Annotated in this window: 16 protein-coding genes; 10 read left to right on the forward strand and 6 right to left on the reverse strand. The window is 70.8% G+C overall.

What is annotated here, in order from left to right; translation table 11 throughout:
* The first annotated feature begins 48 nt into the window (after positions 1 to 48).
* Positions 49 to 777 carry an ABC transporter permease gene (locus ABS735_RS01220; RefSeq protein WP_373905161.1) on the forward strand — a complete coding sequence of 243 codons (729 nt, stop codon included), beginning with the start codon at positions 49 to 51 and terminating at the stop codon, positions 775 to 777.
* A gap of 12 nt (positions 778 to 789) precedes the next feature.
* On the opposite strand, the gene ABS735_RS01225 is transcribed toward ABS735_RS01220, so the two are convergent.
* Both ABS735_RS01225 and ABS735_RS01230 read right to left on the reverse strand, forming a co-directional pair.
* Entirely contained in the window at positions 790 to 1,113 is a 324-nt protein-coding gene (locus ABS735_RS01225) for a hypothetical protein (RefSeq protein WP_373905063.1), read from the reverse strand.
* Positions 1,110 to 1,427: a hypothetical protein gene (locus ABS735_RS01230; protein WP_373905064.1), complete on the reverse strand. Its 318-nt coding sequence runs from the start codon at positions 1,425 to 1,427 to the stop codon at positions 1,110 to 1,112. The genes ABS735_RS01225 and ABS735_RS01230 overlap by 4 nt, the downstream gene beginning before the upstream one ends.
* 124 nt (positions 1,428 to 1,551) lie before the next feature.
* Here ABS735_RS01230 and ABS735_RS01235 point away from each other — a divergent pair, with 124 nt between their 5' ends.
* Together ABS735_RS01235 and ABS735_RS01240 are read left to right on the forward strand one after the other, a co-directional pair.
* Positions 1,552 to 2,388, forward strand: coding sequence for a helix-turn-helix domain-containing protein (locus tag ABS735_RS01235; RefSeq protein ID WP_373905065.1), 837 nt, complete (start codon positions 1,552 to 1,554; stop codon positions 2,386 to 2,388).
* Complete coding sequence (locus tag ABS735_RS01240) at positions 2,339 to 2,560, forward strand: DUF397 domain-containing protein (RefSeq protein ID WP_373905066.1); 222 nt, start codon at positions 2,339 to 2,341, stop codon at positions 2,558 to 2,560. Before ABS735_RS01235 ends, ABS735_RS01240 begins: the two co-directional genes overlap by 50 nt.
* A 16-nt stretch (positions 2,561 to 2,576) precedes the next feature.
* Here ABS735_RS01240 and gad read toward each other — a convergent pair whose 3' ends face one another.
* Positions 2,577 to 4,004, reverse strand: a complete 1,428-nt coding sequence (gene gad, locus ABS735_RS01245) for a glutamate decarboxylase (RefSeq protein WP_373905067.1) — start codon at positions 4,002 to 4,004, stop codon at positions 2,577 to 2,579.
* A gap of 130 nt (positions 4,005 to 4,134) precedes the next feature.
* Between gad and ABS735_RS01250 the strand changes: the two genes are divergently transcribed.
* Positions 4,135 to 4,896 carry a MerR family transcriptional regulator gene (locus tag ABS735_RS01250; protein ID WP_373905068.1) on the forward strand — a complete coding sequence of 254 codons (762 nt, stop codon included), beginning with the start codon at positions 4,135 to 4,137 and terminating at the stop codon, positions 4,894 to 4,896.
* Positions 4,897 to 4,930: 34 nt separating this feature from the next.
* Here ABS735_RS01250 and ABS735_RS01255 read toward each other — a convergent pair whose 3' ends face one another.
* On the reverse strand, positions 4,931 to 5,296 hold the full coding sequence (locus tag ABS735_RS01255; RefSeq protein WP_373905069.1) for a YbjQ family protein: 366 nt from the start codon (positions 5,294 to 5,296) through the stop codon (positions 4,931 to 4,933).
* A 135-nt stretch (positions 5,297 to 5,431) separates the two neighbouring features.
* Here ABS735_RS01255 and ABS735_RS01260 point away from each other — a divergent pair, with 135 nt between their 5' ends.
* Complete coding sequence (locus ABS735_RS01260) at positions 5,432 to 6,313, forward strand: DedA family protein (protein WP_373905070.1); 882 nt, start codon at positions 5,432 to 5,434, stop codon at positions 6,311 to 6,313.
* A gap of 121 nt (positions 6,314 to 6,434) precedes the next feature.
* Here ABS735_RS01260 and ABS735_RS01265 read toward each other — a convergent pair whose 3' ends face one another.
* Both ABS735_RS01265 and ABS735_RS01270 read right to left on the reverse strand, forming a co-directional pair.
* Positions 6,435 to 8,141 (reverse strand): threonine/serine exporter family protein, encoded by a 1,707-nt coding sequence (locus tag ABS735_RS01265; RefSeq protein WP_373905071.1) that lies wholly within the window; start codon positions 8,139 to 8,141, stop codon positions 6,435 to 6,437.
* Between the two features lie 113 nt (positions 8,142 to 8,254).
* Positions 8,255 to 8,746: an inorganic diphosphatase gene (locus ABS735_RS01270; protein ID WP_007452023.1), complete on the reverse strand. Its 492-nt coding sequence runs from the start codon at positions 8,744 to 8,746 to the stop codon at positions 8,255 to 8,257.
* A gap of 124 nt (positions 8,747 to 8,870) precedes the next feature.
* Between ABS735_RS01270 and dacB the strand changes: the two genes are divergently transcribed.
* From dacB to ftsH, 5 genes are all read left to right on the forward strand, one after another.
* Positions 8,871 to 10,421, forward strand: coding sequence for a D-alanyl-D-alanine carboxypeptidase/D-alanyl-D-alanine endopeptidase (gene dacB / locus ABS735_RS01275; protein WP_373905162.1), 1,551 nt, complete (start codon positions 8,871 to 8,873; stop codon positions 10,419 to 10,421).
* A gap of 134 nt (positions 10,422 to 10,555) precedes the next feature.
* Positions 10,556 to 11,683, forward strand: coding sequence for a zinc-dependent metalloprotease (locus tag ABS735_RS01280; RefSeq protein ID WP_373905072.1), 1,128 nt, complete (start codon positions 10,556 to 10,558; stop codon positions 11,681 to 11,683).
* Positions 11,684 to 11,875: 192 nt separating this feature from the next.
* Positions 11,876 to 12,934: a tRNA lysidine(34) synthetase TilS gene (tilS, locus tag ABS735_RS01285; protein WP_373905073.1), complete on the forward strand. Its 1,059-nt coding sequence runs from the start codon at positions 11,876 to 11,878 to the stop codon at positions 12,932 to 12,934.
* A 93-nt stretch (positions 12,935 to 13,027) separates the two neighbouring features.
* Positions 13,028 to 13,567, forward strand: a complete 540-nt coding sequence (hpt, locus tag ABS735_RS01290; protein ID WP_226027733.1) for a hypoxanthine phosphoribosyltransferase — start codon at positions 13,028 to 13,030, stop codon at positions 13,565 to 13,567.
* 195 nt (positions 13,568 to 13,762) lie between these two features.
* Positions 13,763 to 15,802: an ATP-dependent zinc metalloprotease FtsH gene (gene ftsH, locus ABS735_RS01295; RefSeq protein ID WP_373905074.1), complete on the forward strand. Its 2,040-nt coding sequence runs from the start codon at positions 13,763 to 13,765 to the stop codon at positions 15,800 to 15,802.
* Positions 15,803 to 15,872: the final 70 nt, after the last annotated feature.

The raw sequence follows: 15,872 nt of genomic DNA on the forward strand, positions 1-15,872 counted from the left end.
ACGAGCGTCCCGAACGCCACGTTGTACGCCCTGTCCGACTCCTGGACCATGACCCGCCGGGAGCTGGCCCGCTGGGGACGGCAGCCGGTGACGGTCGTCGTCAACCTGGTCTTCCCCGTCATGCTGCTGCTGATGTTCGGCTACCTGGTCGGCGGCGGCCGGGGAGTGAACGGGGAGTACGTCGACTACCTGGTCCCCGGCATGCTGGCCCTCACCATGGCCTTCGGCCTGGAGGGCACCATGATCGCCGTCACCCAGGACCTCAACAAGGGCGTCGTCGACCGCTTCCGCTCGCTGCCGATGACCAACGGCGCGGTCCTGGTGGGCCGTTCCGCCGCCGACATGCTCCAGTCGACGCTCGGCCTCGCCGTACTGACCGGCGTCGGGTACGCGCTCGGCTGGCGGGCCCACGGCGGCCCCGGCGCCTTCCTCGGCGCGGTCGGCCTGCTCCTGCTCTTCCGCTTCGCCATGCTGTGGATCGGCATCTTCCTGGCCCTGGTGGCCGGGAAGCCCGAGCTGGTGCAGGCGGTGCAGATCCTGGTCTGGCCGGTCGGCTTCCTGTCCAACGCCTTCGCCACGCCCGACTCCATGCCCGGCTGGTTGGGCACGGTCGTCCAGTGGAACCCGATGTCCCAGACCGCCACGGCCGTCCGCGACCTCTTCGGCGGCCCCGGCGGCGAGAGCGGCCACCTCTGGGCGGCCGTCGCCTGGCCGCTGGCGCTGCTCGCGGTGTTCTTCCCGCTGGCGGTGGGGAGGTTCGCGCGGCTGAGCCGGTGAGCGCGCAGGACGTCAGCCGTCCCGGCCCGAACCGGCCTTGACGTCCGCGTGGGCGAGAAGGCGGGCGCCTCTGCTCTCCGCGATGCGGCAGACGTCGGTCAGGGCGTCGCGCATACAGGCGAGAAGGAAGCGGAGTTGGCCGCTGGTCACCTGCCGGTCCTCGAGCATGTCGGCCGCGTGGTCGAGGAGGTCGCCGGCCATGCCGAGTTGGACGGTCTCGACGGTGTCGGCGGCTCGGGAGAGGCGTCCGCTGCCGTCGGTCAGGAGATAGCAGGGCTTCCCCTCGGGGCCTGCCCAGGGCAGGAGCCGGGCGGGGGTGGGGCCGTGGTGTGTCATGCGGTCAGTCCCAGGGCGTGCGTCGGGTACGGGTGCGGGAGCAGGTGGATGCCCCGCGGAGCGATCAGCAGGGAACGGCGCCGGGCTTGTCGCCGCCGTTCCCCTTCCCGGCGCTCGTGCGCGACGAGGTAGGGGCGTACGAGGCTGTGGTCCTCGCCGCGAAGAGGACGTGCGCCGAACTGGCGAGGGGCCGGGCCCTCGGCGGGCGGGAGCGGAGGGTCGTATCCGTCCCGTGCGTCGAGGCGACGTCGTCCCGTACCGGGGGCGACCAGGCTGAGGAGCGGTTCGAGGAGGCGGGCGATGAGGCCGAGCAAGGCGTGACTCCCTGACGTTCGGTGTCGCGTTCCGTAGCGATCGACGTACAGAGTGAAACGGCCTCCATTAGGCTCGCCAGGGGGTTTGAGGTGACAGAGCATTTGTCACAAAGGAGTTGATCTCGTGGGCACCAACTACGGTGACTGGCTCAAGGAGCAGCGCGAGGTGGCGGGGTTGACGCAACAGCAGCTCGCCGATGCCGCGGTCATGACTCGAACGCACATCGCCCACATCGAGGCGGGCCGCCGGGTGCCGTCACGGGAGGACGCGCGTCGGCTGGACAACGTCCTGAACACGGGGAACGTGCTGAGCCGGTTCCTGCCGCAGGAGGAAGCGGCCGTCGCGGACTACTTCGAGGCCACCCGGCTGCTCGAACAACAGGCGGTGATGATCCGCGAGTTCGCGCTGTCGTTCGTCCCGGGCATCCTGCAGACGGAGAAGTACGCGCGTGCGGTTCTGAGCACGTCGTTCCCTCCGGTGAGTGAAGAGGAATGTGACAGGCTCGTTGTCACACGCCTGGAGCGGGCGAAGGTCCTGGACGATCCGGTGACGCCCGTGGTGTGGGCACTGCTGGACGAGGCGGTGCTGCGGCGCCGAATCGGCGGTCCAGGTGTGATGGCGGAGCAGCTTGATCACCTCGTGCGTCTTGCCGAGACCGGACGGATCCAGCTGCACGTCCTGCCATTTGCCCTGGGAGTTCACCCATTGCTGAGCAATATGCTCACGCTGATGTGGTTCGAGGACCAGCCGCCGGTGGCCTACGGTGAAGGCCTGTGGATGGGAAGGGTGCATGACTCCCCGTCCATCGTCCAGGAAATTCAGCACCGCTACGATTTCGCGCTGGGCAACGCCCTGCCTCTGAAGGAATCCCTGGCTCTGCTCAGGGCGACAGCAAGGGACTGCGAACGTCATGACCGACCGAGTCATACCGAGCACGGCGGGGCAGGCGGGGTGGCGTAAGTCCTCCTACAGCAACGACCAGGGCGGCAGCTGCCTCGAAGTCCTCGACGGTCACCGCCGGGGCGTCCCCGTGCGCGACTCGAAGAACCCACACGGTCCCGCGGTGATCGTCCCCGCCCTGGCCTGGTCGACGTTCGTCACGGCGGTCAGGAGCGGCGAGTTCCCCGCCTGACCGGTGGGCGGAGCCGTCAGTGGTGGAACCCGGTCGCCGCGCCCTTGTCCCGCGTCATCGGGCCCGGCTGGCGCCGCAGGTCCGGGAGCAGGCGCTCCAGGTCGGCCAGGAGCAGGTCCGCCATGTCCGTCGAGAAGCCGTTGCGGCACACCACCCGCAGCACGGAGAGGTCCTCGCGGTGCGGCGGGAAGGTGTACGCCGGTACCAGCCAGCCGCCCTCCCGCAGCCGCCGGGACACGTCGAAGACGTCGTACGCCGTCACGTCGTCGGCCGTCGTGAAGGCGAACACGGGCAGCTGGTCGCCGCGCGTCAGCAGCCGGAAGTCGCCCAGCGCCGCCACCCGGGCCGCGAGCGAGCCCGCGATGTCCCGGGCGTTCTGCTGCACGGCCCGGTAGCCCTCGCGCCCCAGCCGCAGGAACGTGTAGTACTGCGCCACCACCTGAGCGCCCGGCCGGGAGAAGTTCAGCGCGAAGGTCGGCATGTCGCCGCCCAGGTAGTTCACGCGGAACACCAGCTCCTCGGGCAGCGCCTCCGCGTCCCGCCACAGCGCCCAGCCCACGCCCGGGTAGACCAGCCCGTACTTGTGCCCCGAGGTGTTGATCGAGGCGACGCGGGGCAGCCTGAAGTCCCACACCAGCTCCTCGTCCAGGAAGGGCGCGACCATGCCGCCGGAGGCTCCGTCGACGTGCACCGGGATGTCGAGGCCGGTCCGCTCCTGGAGGGTGTCCAGGGCCGCGCACAGGTCGGCGACCGGCTCGTAGGAACCGTCGAAGGTGGAGCCCAGGATGCCGACGACCCCGATGGTGTTCTCGTCGCACAGTTCGGCGGCGGCCTGCGGGTCCAGGTGGAAGCGGTCGCCCTCCATCGGGACCTGGCGGGCCTCCACCTCCCAGAAGTTGCAGAACTTCTCCCAGCAGACCTGGACGTTCACGCCCATCACCAGATTGGGCCGCACGTCCTTCGCCGGATAGCGGTCGGCGTTGCGCAGCGCCCAGCGCCGCTTCAGCGCCATCCCGGCCAGCATGCACGCCTCGCTCGACCCGGTCGTCGAGCAGCCCACGGCCGCCTCCGGGTCGGGCGCGTGCCACAGGTCGGCGAGCATGGCCACGCAGCGCCGCTCCAGCTCGGCGGTGCGCGGGTACTCGTCCTTGTCGATCATGTTCTTGTCGCGGCACTCGCTCATCAGCACCCCGGCCTGCGGCTCCATCCAGGTGGTGACGAAGGTCGCCAGGTTCAGCCGGGCGTTGCCGTCCAGCATCAGCTCGTCGTGCACGAGGCGGTACGCCGTCGAGGGCGGCAGGGGAGTGTCCGGGAGGCGGTGCGTGGGCGGCGCCTCGGTCATACCGCCGAGGGGGTCCGCCGTCGCGTGGAACGGGTTCACGGCGAGCCGGCGCCGCGCCCGGTCGTCGTCCTGCGGCGGGTGGGGCCCGTGGTGCAGTGGCATACGACCGACGGTAGGCCGGGGCGTCCGACCCCGCACCCGGGCGGGCGCCGGGCTATGCGGGAGTCGCACGGGCTTGCACCTCACGTCACGTGAGGCGGCAGCGTGGAGGGCGTCAGAGAAGGGAGCGGAAGTGAGCTACTCCGTGGGACAGGTGGCCGGCTTCGCCGGAGTGACGGTGCGCACGCTGCACCACTACGACGACATCGGCCTGCTCGTACCGAGCGAGCGCAGCCACGCGGGCCACCGGCGCTACAGCGACGCCGACCTCGACCGGCTGCAGCAGATCCTGTTCTACCGGGAGCTGGGCTTCCCGCTCGACGAGGTCGCCGCCCTGCTCGACGACCCGGCCGCGGACCCGCGCGCACACCTGCGCCGCCAGCACGAACTGCTGTCCGCCCGGATCGAGAAGCTGCGGAAGATGGCGGCGGCCGTGGAGCAGGCCATGGAGGCACGCAGCATGGGAATCAACCTCACCCCGGAGGAGAAGTTCGAGGTCTTCGGCGACTTCGACCCCGACGAGTACGAGGAGGAGGTCCAGGAACGCTGGGGCGACACCGACGCCTACCGCCAGTCCAAGGAGAAGACCGCCTCGTACACCAAGGAGGACTGGCAGCGCATCCAGGACGAGGCCGACGCGCTCACCCGGCGCTTCGTCGCCCTGATGGACGCGGGCGAGCCCGCCGACTCCGAGAGGGCCATGGACGCCGCCGAGGACCACCGGCAGGGCATCGTCCGCAACCACTACGACTGCGGGTACGAGATGCACACCTGCCTGGGCGAGATGTACGTATCGGACGAACGTTTCACGCGGAACATCGACGCCGCGGGGCCGGGCCTCGCCGCCTACATGCGCGACGCGATCCTCGCCAACGCCGTCCGGCACACGCCCTGAGCGGTGGTCGTGGCCCGGGTCTCACTCCCAGGGCTCACTCCCGGGCCACGACCACCGCCGTCCCGTACGCGCACACCTCGGTGCCCACGTCCGCCGCCTCCGTCACGTCGAAGCGGAAGGACAGCACCGCGTTGGCCCCACGCGCGCGTGCCTGCTCGACCAGCCGGTCCATCGCCTGGTTGCGGGTCTCGACCAGCGTCTTGGTGAGGCCGCGCAGCTCACCGCCGACCAGCGACTTCAGCCCGGCGCCGATCTGGCTCCCCAGGTGCCGGGAACGCACGGTCAGCCCGAAGACCTCCCCGAGCACCTCCTGCACCCGGTGGCCCGGCAGATCGTTGGTGGTCACGACGAGCACGTCGGGCTGCGGGTCCTGACCGCCGCCGTATTCTTCAATACCCATGGTCCTCAGGTTTCCCCGGGGAACGTCACAGCGCACCCCAAGACACCCCGTGGAACCTGGGACACCGCGGCTGCGTTGTACGTTTGGGCAGCCAGGTCCCGCCCGCCTCCCCCCAGCAGCAGGAGCCACAATCCCGTGACCACCCTTGCGCTCGGTCCTGAGTGGATCAGCCCGGACTACCTGATCGAGACGTTCAGTCTGCCCGGCATCCTGCTCATCGTCTTCGCCGAGTCAGGACTCTTCGCGTTCCTGCCCGGCGACTCGCTGCTGTTCACCGCGGGTCTCTTCGTCGCCCAGGGCGAGTACATCAGCCAGCCGCTGTGGCTGGTGTGCGCCCTGATCGTGGCCGCCGCCGTCCTCGGTGACCAAGTCGGTTACATGATCGGCAAGTTCTTCGGGCCCAAGCTCTTCAGCCGCCCCAACTCCAAGCTCTTCAAACAGGAGAATCTGGAGAAGGCGCACGAGTTCATGGAGAAGTACGGCCCCAAGGCGATCGTCCTGGCCCGCTTCGTGCCCATCGTGCGCACCTTCGCCCCCATCGTGGCGGGCGCCGGCCGCATGAAGTACCGCACCTTCCTCACGTACAACCTGATCGGCGGCGTGGCCTGGGGCACCGGCGTCACCCTCGCGGGCTACTGGCTCGGCCAGATCGAGTTCATCCGGACCAACGTCGAGGCCATCCTCGTCCTGATCGTCGTGGTCTCCGTCGTCCCGATCGCCATCGAGTACCTGCGCGAGCGCAAGAAGAAGCAGCGCGCCGCCGCGGCCGGGCCGACCCCTGCGGCGGCCCAGCAGCAGCACCAGCCCCAGTACCCGGTCATGGACGACGCCACGACGCAGCTCCGCCGGGTGGACCCGTACGACCAGCCGCAGCAGCAGTACGACCAGGGCTACGGCAATCAGTCCTACGGCGGGCAGCAGCCCCCGCAGCAGCCGTACGCCCAGCAGTACCCGCAGGGCTACGGCGGTCGGCCCCAGCAGTACGGCGACCAGTACCCGTACGACCAGGGCCGCTGAGAGCGCCCCGAAGGGGCGCGGGGCTGTATCGGTATGCGGCTCCGCCGCGTGGGCGCGACCAGCCACGACGGGCCTGCGGCCGCCGACGGACGTAACCACCCGAGTCCGGAGGCGGCCGGCGCTAGAATCCCCGGGTCCGTTTGGCCGCCCGCCTGCCTGCGGCGCTAGCCGCACCCGGCACCTTCAGGAACAGCCGCGAGATCTCCCCGCCCAGGTTCACCCCGATCGCGATGGCCATCGCCAGCGCCACTGCCTTGGACAGCGACAGCAGCCCCGCGTCGACCTCGCTCTGCGCGATCGCCAGCAGACCGAAGTACGTCGCCGAACCGGGCAGCAGCGGCCCGATCGCCGCGGTCGTGTACGGCAGCGCCGACGCGAACCGGTACCGGGACATCAGCTGCCCGAACAGGCCCACGAGCCCCGCCGCGGCGGCCGTGGAGGCCACCGGCGAGATGCCGCCGGCGTAGTGCATGGCGCCGTACACGCACCAGGCGACGCCGCCGTTCAGGGTCACCGCCAGCACGGTCCCCCGTTCCTGCTGGAGCAGGATCGCGAAGGCCAGCGACAGCAGCATCGAGGCGAAGATCTGCACGAACGGTTCGTCACCCGTGCCGAGCGCGGCGTCCGGATTGAGCTTGGCGCCCAGCTGGACGCCGAAGTACAGCACCACCAGCACCCCGGCGACGATGCTGACGAAGAAGTACATGACCTCCAGCAGACGCGCGGCCGCGGTGATGTAGAACCCGGTCAGACCGTCCTGCACGCCCGCGACCAGCGCCCGCCCGGGCAGCAGCGCGAACAGCCCACCGGTGATGACCGCGGACGCCTTCACGTCGACGTGCGTCAGCGTCAGCGCGATGCCGATCGCGGCCGGCGGCATCGCGGCCACCGCGAACTGGTAGAACTCGGGCAGTCCGCGCCCCGCGCACAGCCACGCCAGCCGGTCGCCGAGCATCGCGCCGAACAGCGCCGCGAAGAACACGATCACGTCACCGCCGACCAGCAGCGAGGCCCCGCCCGCGAGCAGACCGCTCGCCGTGGTCAGCACCCACGTCGGGTACGGGTGCCGGTTGCGGCGGATCTCCGCGAGGCGCCGGTAGGCCTCCTCCAGGGAGATGTGCGTCTCGGGATCGCTGAGGTCGTCCACCAGCTGGAACACGGCCGCGAGCCGGGTGTAGTCGGTGCCCCGGCGGCGCACCGTGCGCGACGCCGTCACCGGGTCCTCGACCAGGGACGGCTGGTGGGAGACCGACAGCAGGGTGAAGGTGACGTTCGGCTCGCAGCGGTCCAGGCCGTAGGACCGGCAAACGGCGAACATGGCCGCCTCCACGTCCTCGGCGCCCTCACCGCCCGCCAGCAGCAGCTCCCCGATACGCAGCGTCAGGTCGAGCACGCGCGGCACGGCGGGGCCGGTCTCGTCGTCGTGCTTCTGCGAGGGCTCGGGCGCGGGCCGCTCGGCCACCGGCATCCGCAGCATCGCGCGCATCCGGTCCTGCCAGGGCACGTCCGTCAGGCTCACCGCGGGGAAGCCGCTCGCCGGGGTGAAGGCGGCGGGGGCGGTCCACGCGCTGTGCGTGCTCGGCATGGTGAACGCCGAACCCTCGGTGTCGGCGGGCGCGGCCGGCGGCGCCTCCAGGCCGTCGGGGAGCGAGAACTCCGAGGTCGTCTCGGACTCGGTACCGGCGTGTCGCGGGACGGCGAGACCCTGCGGGATCTCGAACTCGGACGTCGTCGACGAGTCGCCGTCGATCGACGCCGCGATCCCACCGGGCTGCCGGAAGGCACTGCGGGCCTCGTCCGACTGCGGCTTGGGGTCCTCCTCCGTCACCTGCGCAACGCTCCCTGGTACGAACTCACCCTCCTCATGACCTCAGTATGGTCACTCAAACGCGAACGGGCCGCACGCGTGTGCGTGCGGCCCGTTACGGGAGAGGCGCCTGATCAGTGGCCGCCCTGGTCCTTGAAGCGCTTGTAGGACCGCTCGATCTCGGCCTCGGCGTCGGTGCGGCCCACCCAGTCGGCGCCCTCGACGGACTTGCCGGGCTCCAGGTCCTTGTAGACCTCGAAGAAGTGCTGGATCTCCAGGCGGTCGAACTCCGACACGTGGTGGATGTCACGCAGGTGCTCCACGCGCGGGTCGGTCGACGGCACGCACAGCAGCTTGTCGTCGCCGCCGGCCTCGTCCGTCATCCGGAACATGCCGATCGCGCGGCAGCGGATGAGGCAGCCCGGGAAGGTCGGCTCGTCCAGGATGACCAGCGCGTCCAGCGGGTCGCCGTCCTCGCCGAGGGTGTTCTCGACGAAGCCGTAGTCGGTCGGGTAGGCGGTCGAGGTGAACAGGCGGCGGTCCAGGCGGATACGACCGGTCTCGTGGTCCACCTCGTACTTGTTCCGCGAACCCTTCGGGATCTCGATCGTGACGTCGAACTCCACCGGACGCTCCTCCATGATCAGCACATAGTTCTGGTGGTTAAGTGTCCCTCACGCAGGTGTGTGATCGCGAAAGGGGCTGGTGACAGTGCCAGAGCTGAGGCCTTGGCGGACCGCGAGACCGCATGTGGTGCGGGCCGCGAGTGCCGTACGTCCCCGTCTGGCACGGTTCGTCCGAACCGCCAAACCGCGGGTCGCACGGTTCGCACGGGTCACGACGCCGCAGCTCGCCCGGATCACGAGGCCGAAGACCTGGCAGTACACCGCCGGTGCCGCCACCGCCGGGCTGGCACTGGCCGCCGGTGTGGTGACCGCCGCCGGCCCCTGGGACTCCACGGGTCAGCGTACGGCCGAGCGGGACCGGGCCGTCGCCCTGGAGCACACGGGTGGCACAGATCACGGCGGCGGAGCCGGGACCTCCGGTACGGCGTCCGGTTCGCCCCGTCCCGCGCCCAGCGCCGGGGCCGTACTGACCGGCCTCGACGGCGCCGCCACCCCCGGCGGCGCCAAGGCGGCACCCGGCGACCAGGACCTCGCGGACCTCCTCGACCCCCTGCTGAAGGACGACCCCGCGCTGGGTGAGCACCGCGCGGCGGCCGTCGTCGACCTCACCACCGGCAAGCGCCTGTACGGCCTCGACACCGGCCTCCCCCTCACCCCCGCCTCCACCACCAAGATCGCCACCGCTGTCGCCGCCCTCACCGCCCTCGGCCCCGACCACCGCCTCACCACTCGCACCGCCCTGGAGGCCGACACCGGCGAACTCGTCCTGGTCGGCGGCGGCGACCCCACCCTCACCGCCCGCAAGGACTCCCGGGGCCTGGCCAGCCTGCGCACCCTCGCCGAGAAGACCGCCGCCGCCCTGAAGAGGCGCGACGTGCGCAAGGTGACGCTGTCGTACGACACGACGCTCTACGCCGGTACGGAGATGCACCCGATCGGGGTCAACGAGAACCTCGCCCGCGTCACCGCGCTGATGGCCGACGAGGGCCGCACCGACGACTCCACCAGCGGCCCCGCCCCGCGCGAGATCGACCCGGCCGACGCCGCCGCCCGCACCTTCGCGGGCCTCCTGAAGCAGCACGGCATCACCGCGTCATCCCCCGGACCGTCCAAGGCCACGGCCCGCGCCGCCACCCTCGCCACGGTCTCCTCGCCCCCGCTGTCGGCCCTGGTCGAGCGGATGCTGACCAACAGCGACAACGACCTCGCCGAGGCCCTGGTCCGCCACACCGCCGTGGCGACCGGCAAGAGCGCCGACTTCGAAGGGGCCGGCGCCGCCGTCACGGCCCGTCTCAAACAGCTCGGCCTGCCGGTGCGCGGCGCGCGGTTCCACGACGGAAGCGGCCTGGACCGCACCGACCTGATCACCCCCGACCTGCTCACCGCCCTGCTGACCGAGGCGGCCGACCCGTCCCACCCGCAGCTGCGCCCGGTCCTCACCGGCCTGCCCGTCGCCCACTTCACCGGCACACTGGCCGGCCGTTACACGGACGGAGCAGCGGGCCTCGTCCGCGCCAAGACGGGCACCCTCACGGGCGTGAACACCCTCGCTGGCACGGTCACCACCCCCGACGGCCACCTCCTGGCCTTCGCCTTCCTGGCCAACGCCACGACGGACGCCTGGGCGGCCCAGTCGACCTTGGACCGAGCGGCGACGGCGCTGGCGTCGCCCTAGCTGCGGGCAGTCGTGCCGCTGGGGCGGCACGGGTGGGCGCAGCGGCACCCCGCAACGCCGGGCTGCGCACCCCCCGGCACCCGCCCCCGCCGCACGACTGCCCCCCAGCGGCAGCGCTCCCGTACCGTTGACCCATGACGAGCATCGGCGCAAATTCCGGCATGGTCGACTGGAACCTCGCGGTGGCGACCGCGACCCGGCTCGTACGGCCGGGCCCCGAGGTGAGCCGCGACGAGGCCAGGGCCGTCGTCGGGGAACTCCGCCGCCATGCCAAGTCCTCGGAGGAGCACGTCCGCGGCTTCACCCTGATGGGCACCGAGGAGACCCACGACACCCCCGTCCTGGTGGTCGACCGGCCCGGCTGGGTCCGGGCGAACGTCGCCGGGTTCCGGGAGCTTCTCAAACCCCTGCTGGAGAAGATGCAGGAGCGGCGCGGCGGCGGCGCGGGCAACGCGGTCCTCGGCGCCGTCGGCGGCAAGGTCACCGGCGTGGAGCTGGGCATGCTGCTGTCGTTCCTGTCCTCCCGCGTCCTCGGCCAGTACGAGACGTTCGCCCCCGCCACCCGCGAACTGCCCGCCGGCGCGAACGGCGGCGGCCGGCTGCTCCTCGTCGCGCCGAACATCGTGCACGTGGAGCGCGAACTCGACGTCGAACCGCACGACTTCCGCCTGTGGGTGACCCTGCACGAGGAGACGCACCGCACGCAGTTCACCGCCGTGCCCTGGCTGCGCGACCACCTCGAGGGCGAAATCCAGTCGTTCCTGGCCGAGACCGACGTCGACCCCATGACCGTGCTCGAACGGGTCCGCGAGGCCGCCCAGACGCTGGCCGGAGGCCGTCCCGAGGCGGAGGAGGACGACGGCGGCCGGTCCCTGGTGGAACTGGTGCAGACCCCGGCCCAACGGGAGGTCCTCGGCCGCCTCACCGCCGTGATGTCCCTCCTGGAGGGCCACGCCGACTTCGTGATGGACGGCGTCGGACCCGCCGTCGTGCCGACCGTCGGGGAGATCCGCGAGAAGTTCCAGCAGCGTCGCGCCAAGGGCGCCTCCCGCCTCGACACGGCGCTGCGCAAGCTGCTCGGCCTCGACGCCAAGCTCCGCCAGTACCGGGACGGCGAACGCTTCGTACGGGCCGTCGTCGACGAGTGCGGCATGGACGGCTTCAACCGCGTCTGGACTTCGCCCAACACGCTCCCCACCAAGTCGGAGATCGCCAAACCGGCGGACTGGATCGCGCGGGTGCACCGCAAGCCGGAGGCGTGAGCCGCGCGGGCGGGGCGTGAAACGATTCCGGCCGACGGCAGGCGAACGACCCTCCAATCACCCGTCCGAGGGACCGTGAGCCTTCGGCAGGCGTGCGATGCTCGAGGAACGCCCTGTTTCTGTCACCATCTACACACTCTGCGTGACCGAAACTCGGGCTCACCCCCGACAACTTCATGAAGGGCACCGGACATGGGTCCCCATCCTGCGGTCGCGGCGATACGCCTGGCGGTCCGCCGCGTCCTCCACGACATCCTCACCGAACTGAACACTCCGGCCGGCGTCCCCGCCGCGACGGCCGCCGGACGCACGCCCGAGGGCGCGTCCGGACTCCCGGCCTCCCCGCTCGTACTCGTGGCGTGCTCCGGCGGCGCCGACTCCATGGCGCTCGCCTCCGCCCTCGCCTTCGAGGCGCCCCGGCTCGGCATCCGCGCCGGCGGCGTCACCGTCGACCACGGCCTGCAGAACGGCTCCGACCTGCGCGCCGAAGAGGTCGTCCTGCGCCTGCGCGAACTGGGCCTCGACCCCGCGGAAGCCACCTCCGTGACCGTCGGCCGCGAGGGGGGCCCGGAAGCCGCCGCCCGCGACGCCCGCTACGCGGCGCTGGACGAGGCCGCCGCCCGCCACGGCGCCGCCGCCGTCCTGCTCGGCCACACCCGCGACGACCAGGCCGAGACCGTCCTGCTGGGCCTCGCCCGCGGCTCCGGCATCCGCTCCCTGTCGGGCATGGCCGCGGTCTCGGGGGCCGGCGGCCGTTACCGGCGCCCCTTCCTCCAGGTCGACCGCCAGACCGCCCGCAAGGCCTGCATGGTCCAGTCCCTCCCCGTCTGGGACGACCCCCACAACGCCGACCCCGCCTACACCCGCTCCCGGCTGCGCCACGAGGGCCTGCCCGCCCTGGAGAAGGCACTCGGCAAGGGCGTCGTCGAGGCCCTCGCCCGTACGGCCCAGCTCTCCCGGGACGACGCCGACGCCCTCGACACCTGGGCCCGCCAGGCCGAGGCCGGCGTCCGCGACGCCACCGGCGTACTGGAGTGCGCCAAGCTGTACGCCCTGCCGCCCGCCGTACGCCGCCGGATCCTGCGCCGCGCCGCCCTCGCGGCCGGTGCCCCGGGCGGTGCCCTGTTCGCCCGCCACATCGAGGAAGTCGACCGGCTGATCACCGGCTGGCGCGGTCAGGGGCCCATCAACCTCCCCGGCAAAGTCGTCGCCCGGCGGCAGGGTGGCAGACTGGTGATTCGGCAAGGCTGAATCCGGACCCCCGCCGATCCGCGCACGGATCGCCGGGACGTTCCGGAGTGGCCGGTGGGACGACCGAAAGTGATGCGGGTGGACGCGAACGACATGGGTGCCGACCTCGAGAAGGTACTCATCACCAAGGAAGAGATCGACGCGAAGCTGGCCGAGCTGGCCGCGAAGATCGACGCGGAGTACGCGGGCAAGGACCTGCTCATCGTCGGCGTCCTCAAGGGCGCCGTGATGGTCATGGCCGACCTGGCGCGCACGCTGTCCACCCCCGTCACGATGGACTGGATGGCGGTGTCCTCGTACGGCGCCGGCACCCAGTCCTCCGGTGTGGTGCGGATCCTCAAGGACCTCGACACCGACATCAAGGGCCGACACGTCCTGATCGTCGAGGACATCATCGACTCCGGCCTGACCCTGTCCTGGCTGATCTCCAACCTCGGCTCGCGCGAGCCCGCCTCCCTCAAGGTGTGCACGCTGCTGCGCAAGCCCGACGCCGCGAAGGTCGCCATCGACGTGGAGTGGGTCGGCTTCGACATCCCCAACGAGTTCGTCGTCGGCTACGGCCTCGACTACGCCGAGAAGTACCGCAACCTCCCGTTCGTCGGTACGCTCGCGCCCCACGTGTACGGCGGCTGACGCGGCCCTGTAACGGGCTTCACGTCGTTTCGGCGGGCCACCGGGAACCCCTGGGGCTCCCGCGCCGTTGGAGCATGCAGACGGGACGTCGGCCCGCCCGTGCGGCTGAGGGCCGCCACGCTGGGGTACCGTCAGAAGAACTGTCTTATCAAACTCACTATGGCAGGAGGGACGGGGCGACACCGCTCCGTGTGGATGGACGTGAAGCGATACTTCCGTGGGCCAATCATGTGGATCGTGCTGGCCGTCCTTGCCGTGGTCGTGTTGATGCAGGTCGTGGGCTCGTCCGGCGGCTACAAGACGGTGGACACTGGCCAGGTCGTTCAGGCGATCAACGACAACAGGGTCGAGTCGGCCAAGCTGACCACCGGTGACGAGCAGAACATCAAGGTTCAGCTCAAGGACGGCCAGAAGGTCGAAGGCAGCTCGAAGATCCAGGCGAGCTACATCGGCGACCAGGGCGTGACCCTCGCCAACACACTTCAGAACAAGTACCAGGACAAGCAGATCCCCGACGGCTACACGGTGTCGCCGTCGAAGCAGAACCCGTTCGTCGGGCTCCTGATCACCCTGCTTCCCTTCGTCCTCATCGTGGTCATCTTCCTGTTCCTGATGAACCAGATGCAGGGCGGCGGCTCCCGGGTCATGAACTTCGGCAAGTCCAAGGCCAAGCTCATCACCAAGGACACCCCGAAGACGACCTTCTCCGACGTCGCCGGTTCGGACGAGGCCGTCGAGGAGCTCCACGAGATCAAGGAGTTCCTGCAGGAGCCGGCCAAGTTCCAGGCCGTCGGCGCCAAGATCCCCAAGGGCGTGCTGCTGTACGGCCCGCCCGGCACGGGTAAGACCCTGCTCGCGCGAGCCGTCGCGGGCGAGGCGGGCGTGCCGTTCTACTCGATCTCCGGTTCCGACTTCGTCGAGATGTTCGTCGGTGTCGGTGCCTCCCGAGTGCGCGACCTGTTCGAGCAGGCCAAGGCGAACGCCCCGGCCATCGTCTTCGTCGACGAGATCGACGCGGTCGGCCGCCATCGCGGCGCCGGCCTCGGCGGCGGTCACGACGAGCGCGAGCAGACCCTGAACCAGCTGCTCGTCGAGATGGACGGCTTCGACGTCAAGGGCGGCGTGATCCTCATCGCCGCGACGAACCGGCCCGACATCCTCGACCCCGCGCTGCTGCGCCCGGGCCGCTTCGACCGGCAGATCGCCGTCGACCGCCCGGACATGCAGGGCCGTCTGGAGATCCTCAAGGTCCACCAGAAGGGCAAGCCGGTCGCGCCCGACGTCGACCTGTCGGCCGTCGCCCGCCGTACGCCCGGCATGACCGGTGCCGACCTGGCCAACGTGCTGAACGAAGCCGCCCTGCTGACGGCCCGCAGCGACCAGAAGCTGATCGACAACCACATGCTGGACGAGGCGATCGACCGCGTGGTCGCGGGACCGCAGAAGCGGACCCGGATCATGTCGGACAAGGAGAAGAAGATCACCGCGTACCACGAGGGCGGTCACGCCCTGGTCGCGGCGGCCTCTCCGAACTCCGATCCGGTCCACAAGATCACGATCCTGTCCAGAGGCCGGGCCCTCGGCTACACGATGGTGCTGCCGGACGAGGACAAGTACTCGACCACGCGCAACGAGATGCTCGACCAGCTCGCCTACATGCTGGGCGGCCGCGCGGCCGAGGAGCTCGTCTTCCACGACCCGACGACGGGTGCGGCCAACGACATCGAGAAGGCCACCGGCCTGGCTCGTGCGATGGTCACGCAGTACGGCATGACCGAGCGTCTCGGTGCGATCAAGTTCGGTGGCGACAACACCGAGCCCTTCCTCGGGCGTGAGATGGGTCACCAGCGCGACTACTCGGAAGAGGTCGCCGCGCTGGTCGACGAGGAGGTCAAGAAGCTCATCGAGACGGCGCACAACGAGGCCTGGGAGATCTTGGTCGAGAACCGCGACGTCCTCGACAACCTCGTCCTCGCGCTGCTGGAGAAGGAGACGCTGGGCAAGGAGGAGATCGCCGAGGTCTTCGCCCAGATCGTCAAGCGCCCGGCCCGGCCCGCCTGGACCGGTTCCTCCCGCCGTACGCCCTCGACCCGTCCGCCGGTGCTCTCCCCCAAGGAGCTCGCCCTGACGAACGGGGCGAACGGCGCGACGGCGGCGATCTCCACCGCCAAGAGCACCACGGTGGAGCCCGCCCCGGCACCGGAGCGGGCACCGGAGGACCGGCCCGAGAACTGACCCCGGTCGCCCGACCCCGGTCACTCCCGGACCGCCCCCGGCAGCCCCACCAGGCCCGGAATGTATGCCG

Origin of the sequence: Streptomyces sp. MMCC 100 (genome assembly GCF_041538145.2) — a bacterium.
In the GTDB taxonomy this organism is placed as follows: Bacteria; Actinomycetota; Actinomycetes; order Streptomycetales; family Streptomycetaceae; genus Streptomyces.

Coding starts and splice junctions, on each gene's coding strand:
- ABS735_RS01225 (WP_373905063.1), bottom strand. CDS start 1,113: ATGACACACCACGGCCCCACCCCCGCCCGGCTCCTGCCCTGGGCAGGC.
- ftsH (WP_373905074.1), top strand. CDS start 13,763: ATGGACGTGAAGCGATACTTCCGTGGGCCAATCATGTGGATCGTGCTG.
- hpt (WP_226027733.1), top strand. CDS start 13,028: ATGGGTGCCGACCTCGAGAAGGTACTCATCACCAAGGAAGAGATCGAC.
- ABS735_RS01240 (WP_373905066.1), top strand. CDS start 2,339: ATGACCGACCGAGTCATACCGAGCACGGCGGGGCAGGCGGGGTGGCGT.
- ABS735_RS01255 (WP_373905069.1), bottom strand. CDS start 5,296: ATGGGTATTGAAGAATACGGCGGCGGTCAGGACCCGCAGCCCGACGTG.
- tilS (WP_373905073.1), top strand. CDS start 11,876: ATGGGTCCCCATCCTGCGGTCGCGGCGATACGCCTGGCGGTCCGCCGC.
- ABS735_RS01220 (WP_373905161.1), top strand. CDS start 49: ATGACCCGCCGGGAGCTGGCCCGCTGGGGACGGCAGCCGGTGACGGTC.
- gad (WP_373905067.1), bottom strand. CDS start 4,004: ATGCCACTGCACCACGGGCCCCACCCGCCGCAGGACGACGACCGGGCG.
- ABS735_RS01280 (WP_373905072.1), top strand. CDS start 10,556: ATGACGAGCATCGGCGCAAATTCCGGCATGGTCGACTGGAACCTCGCG.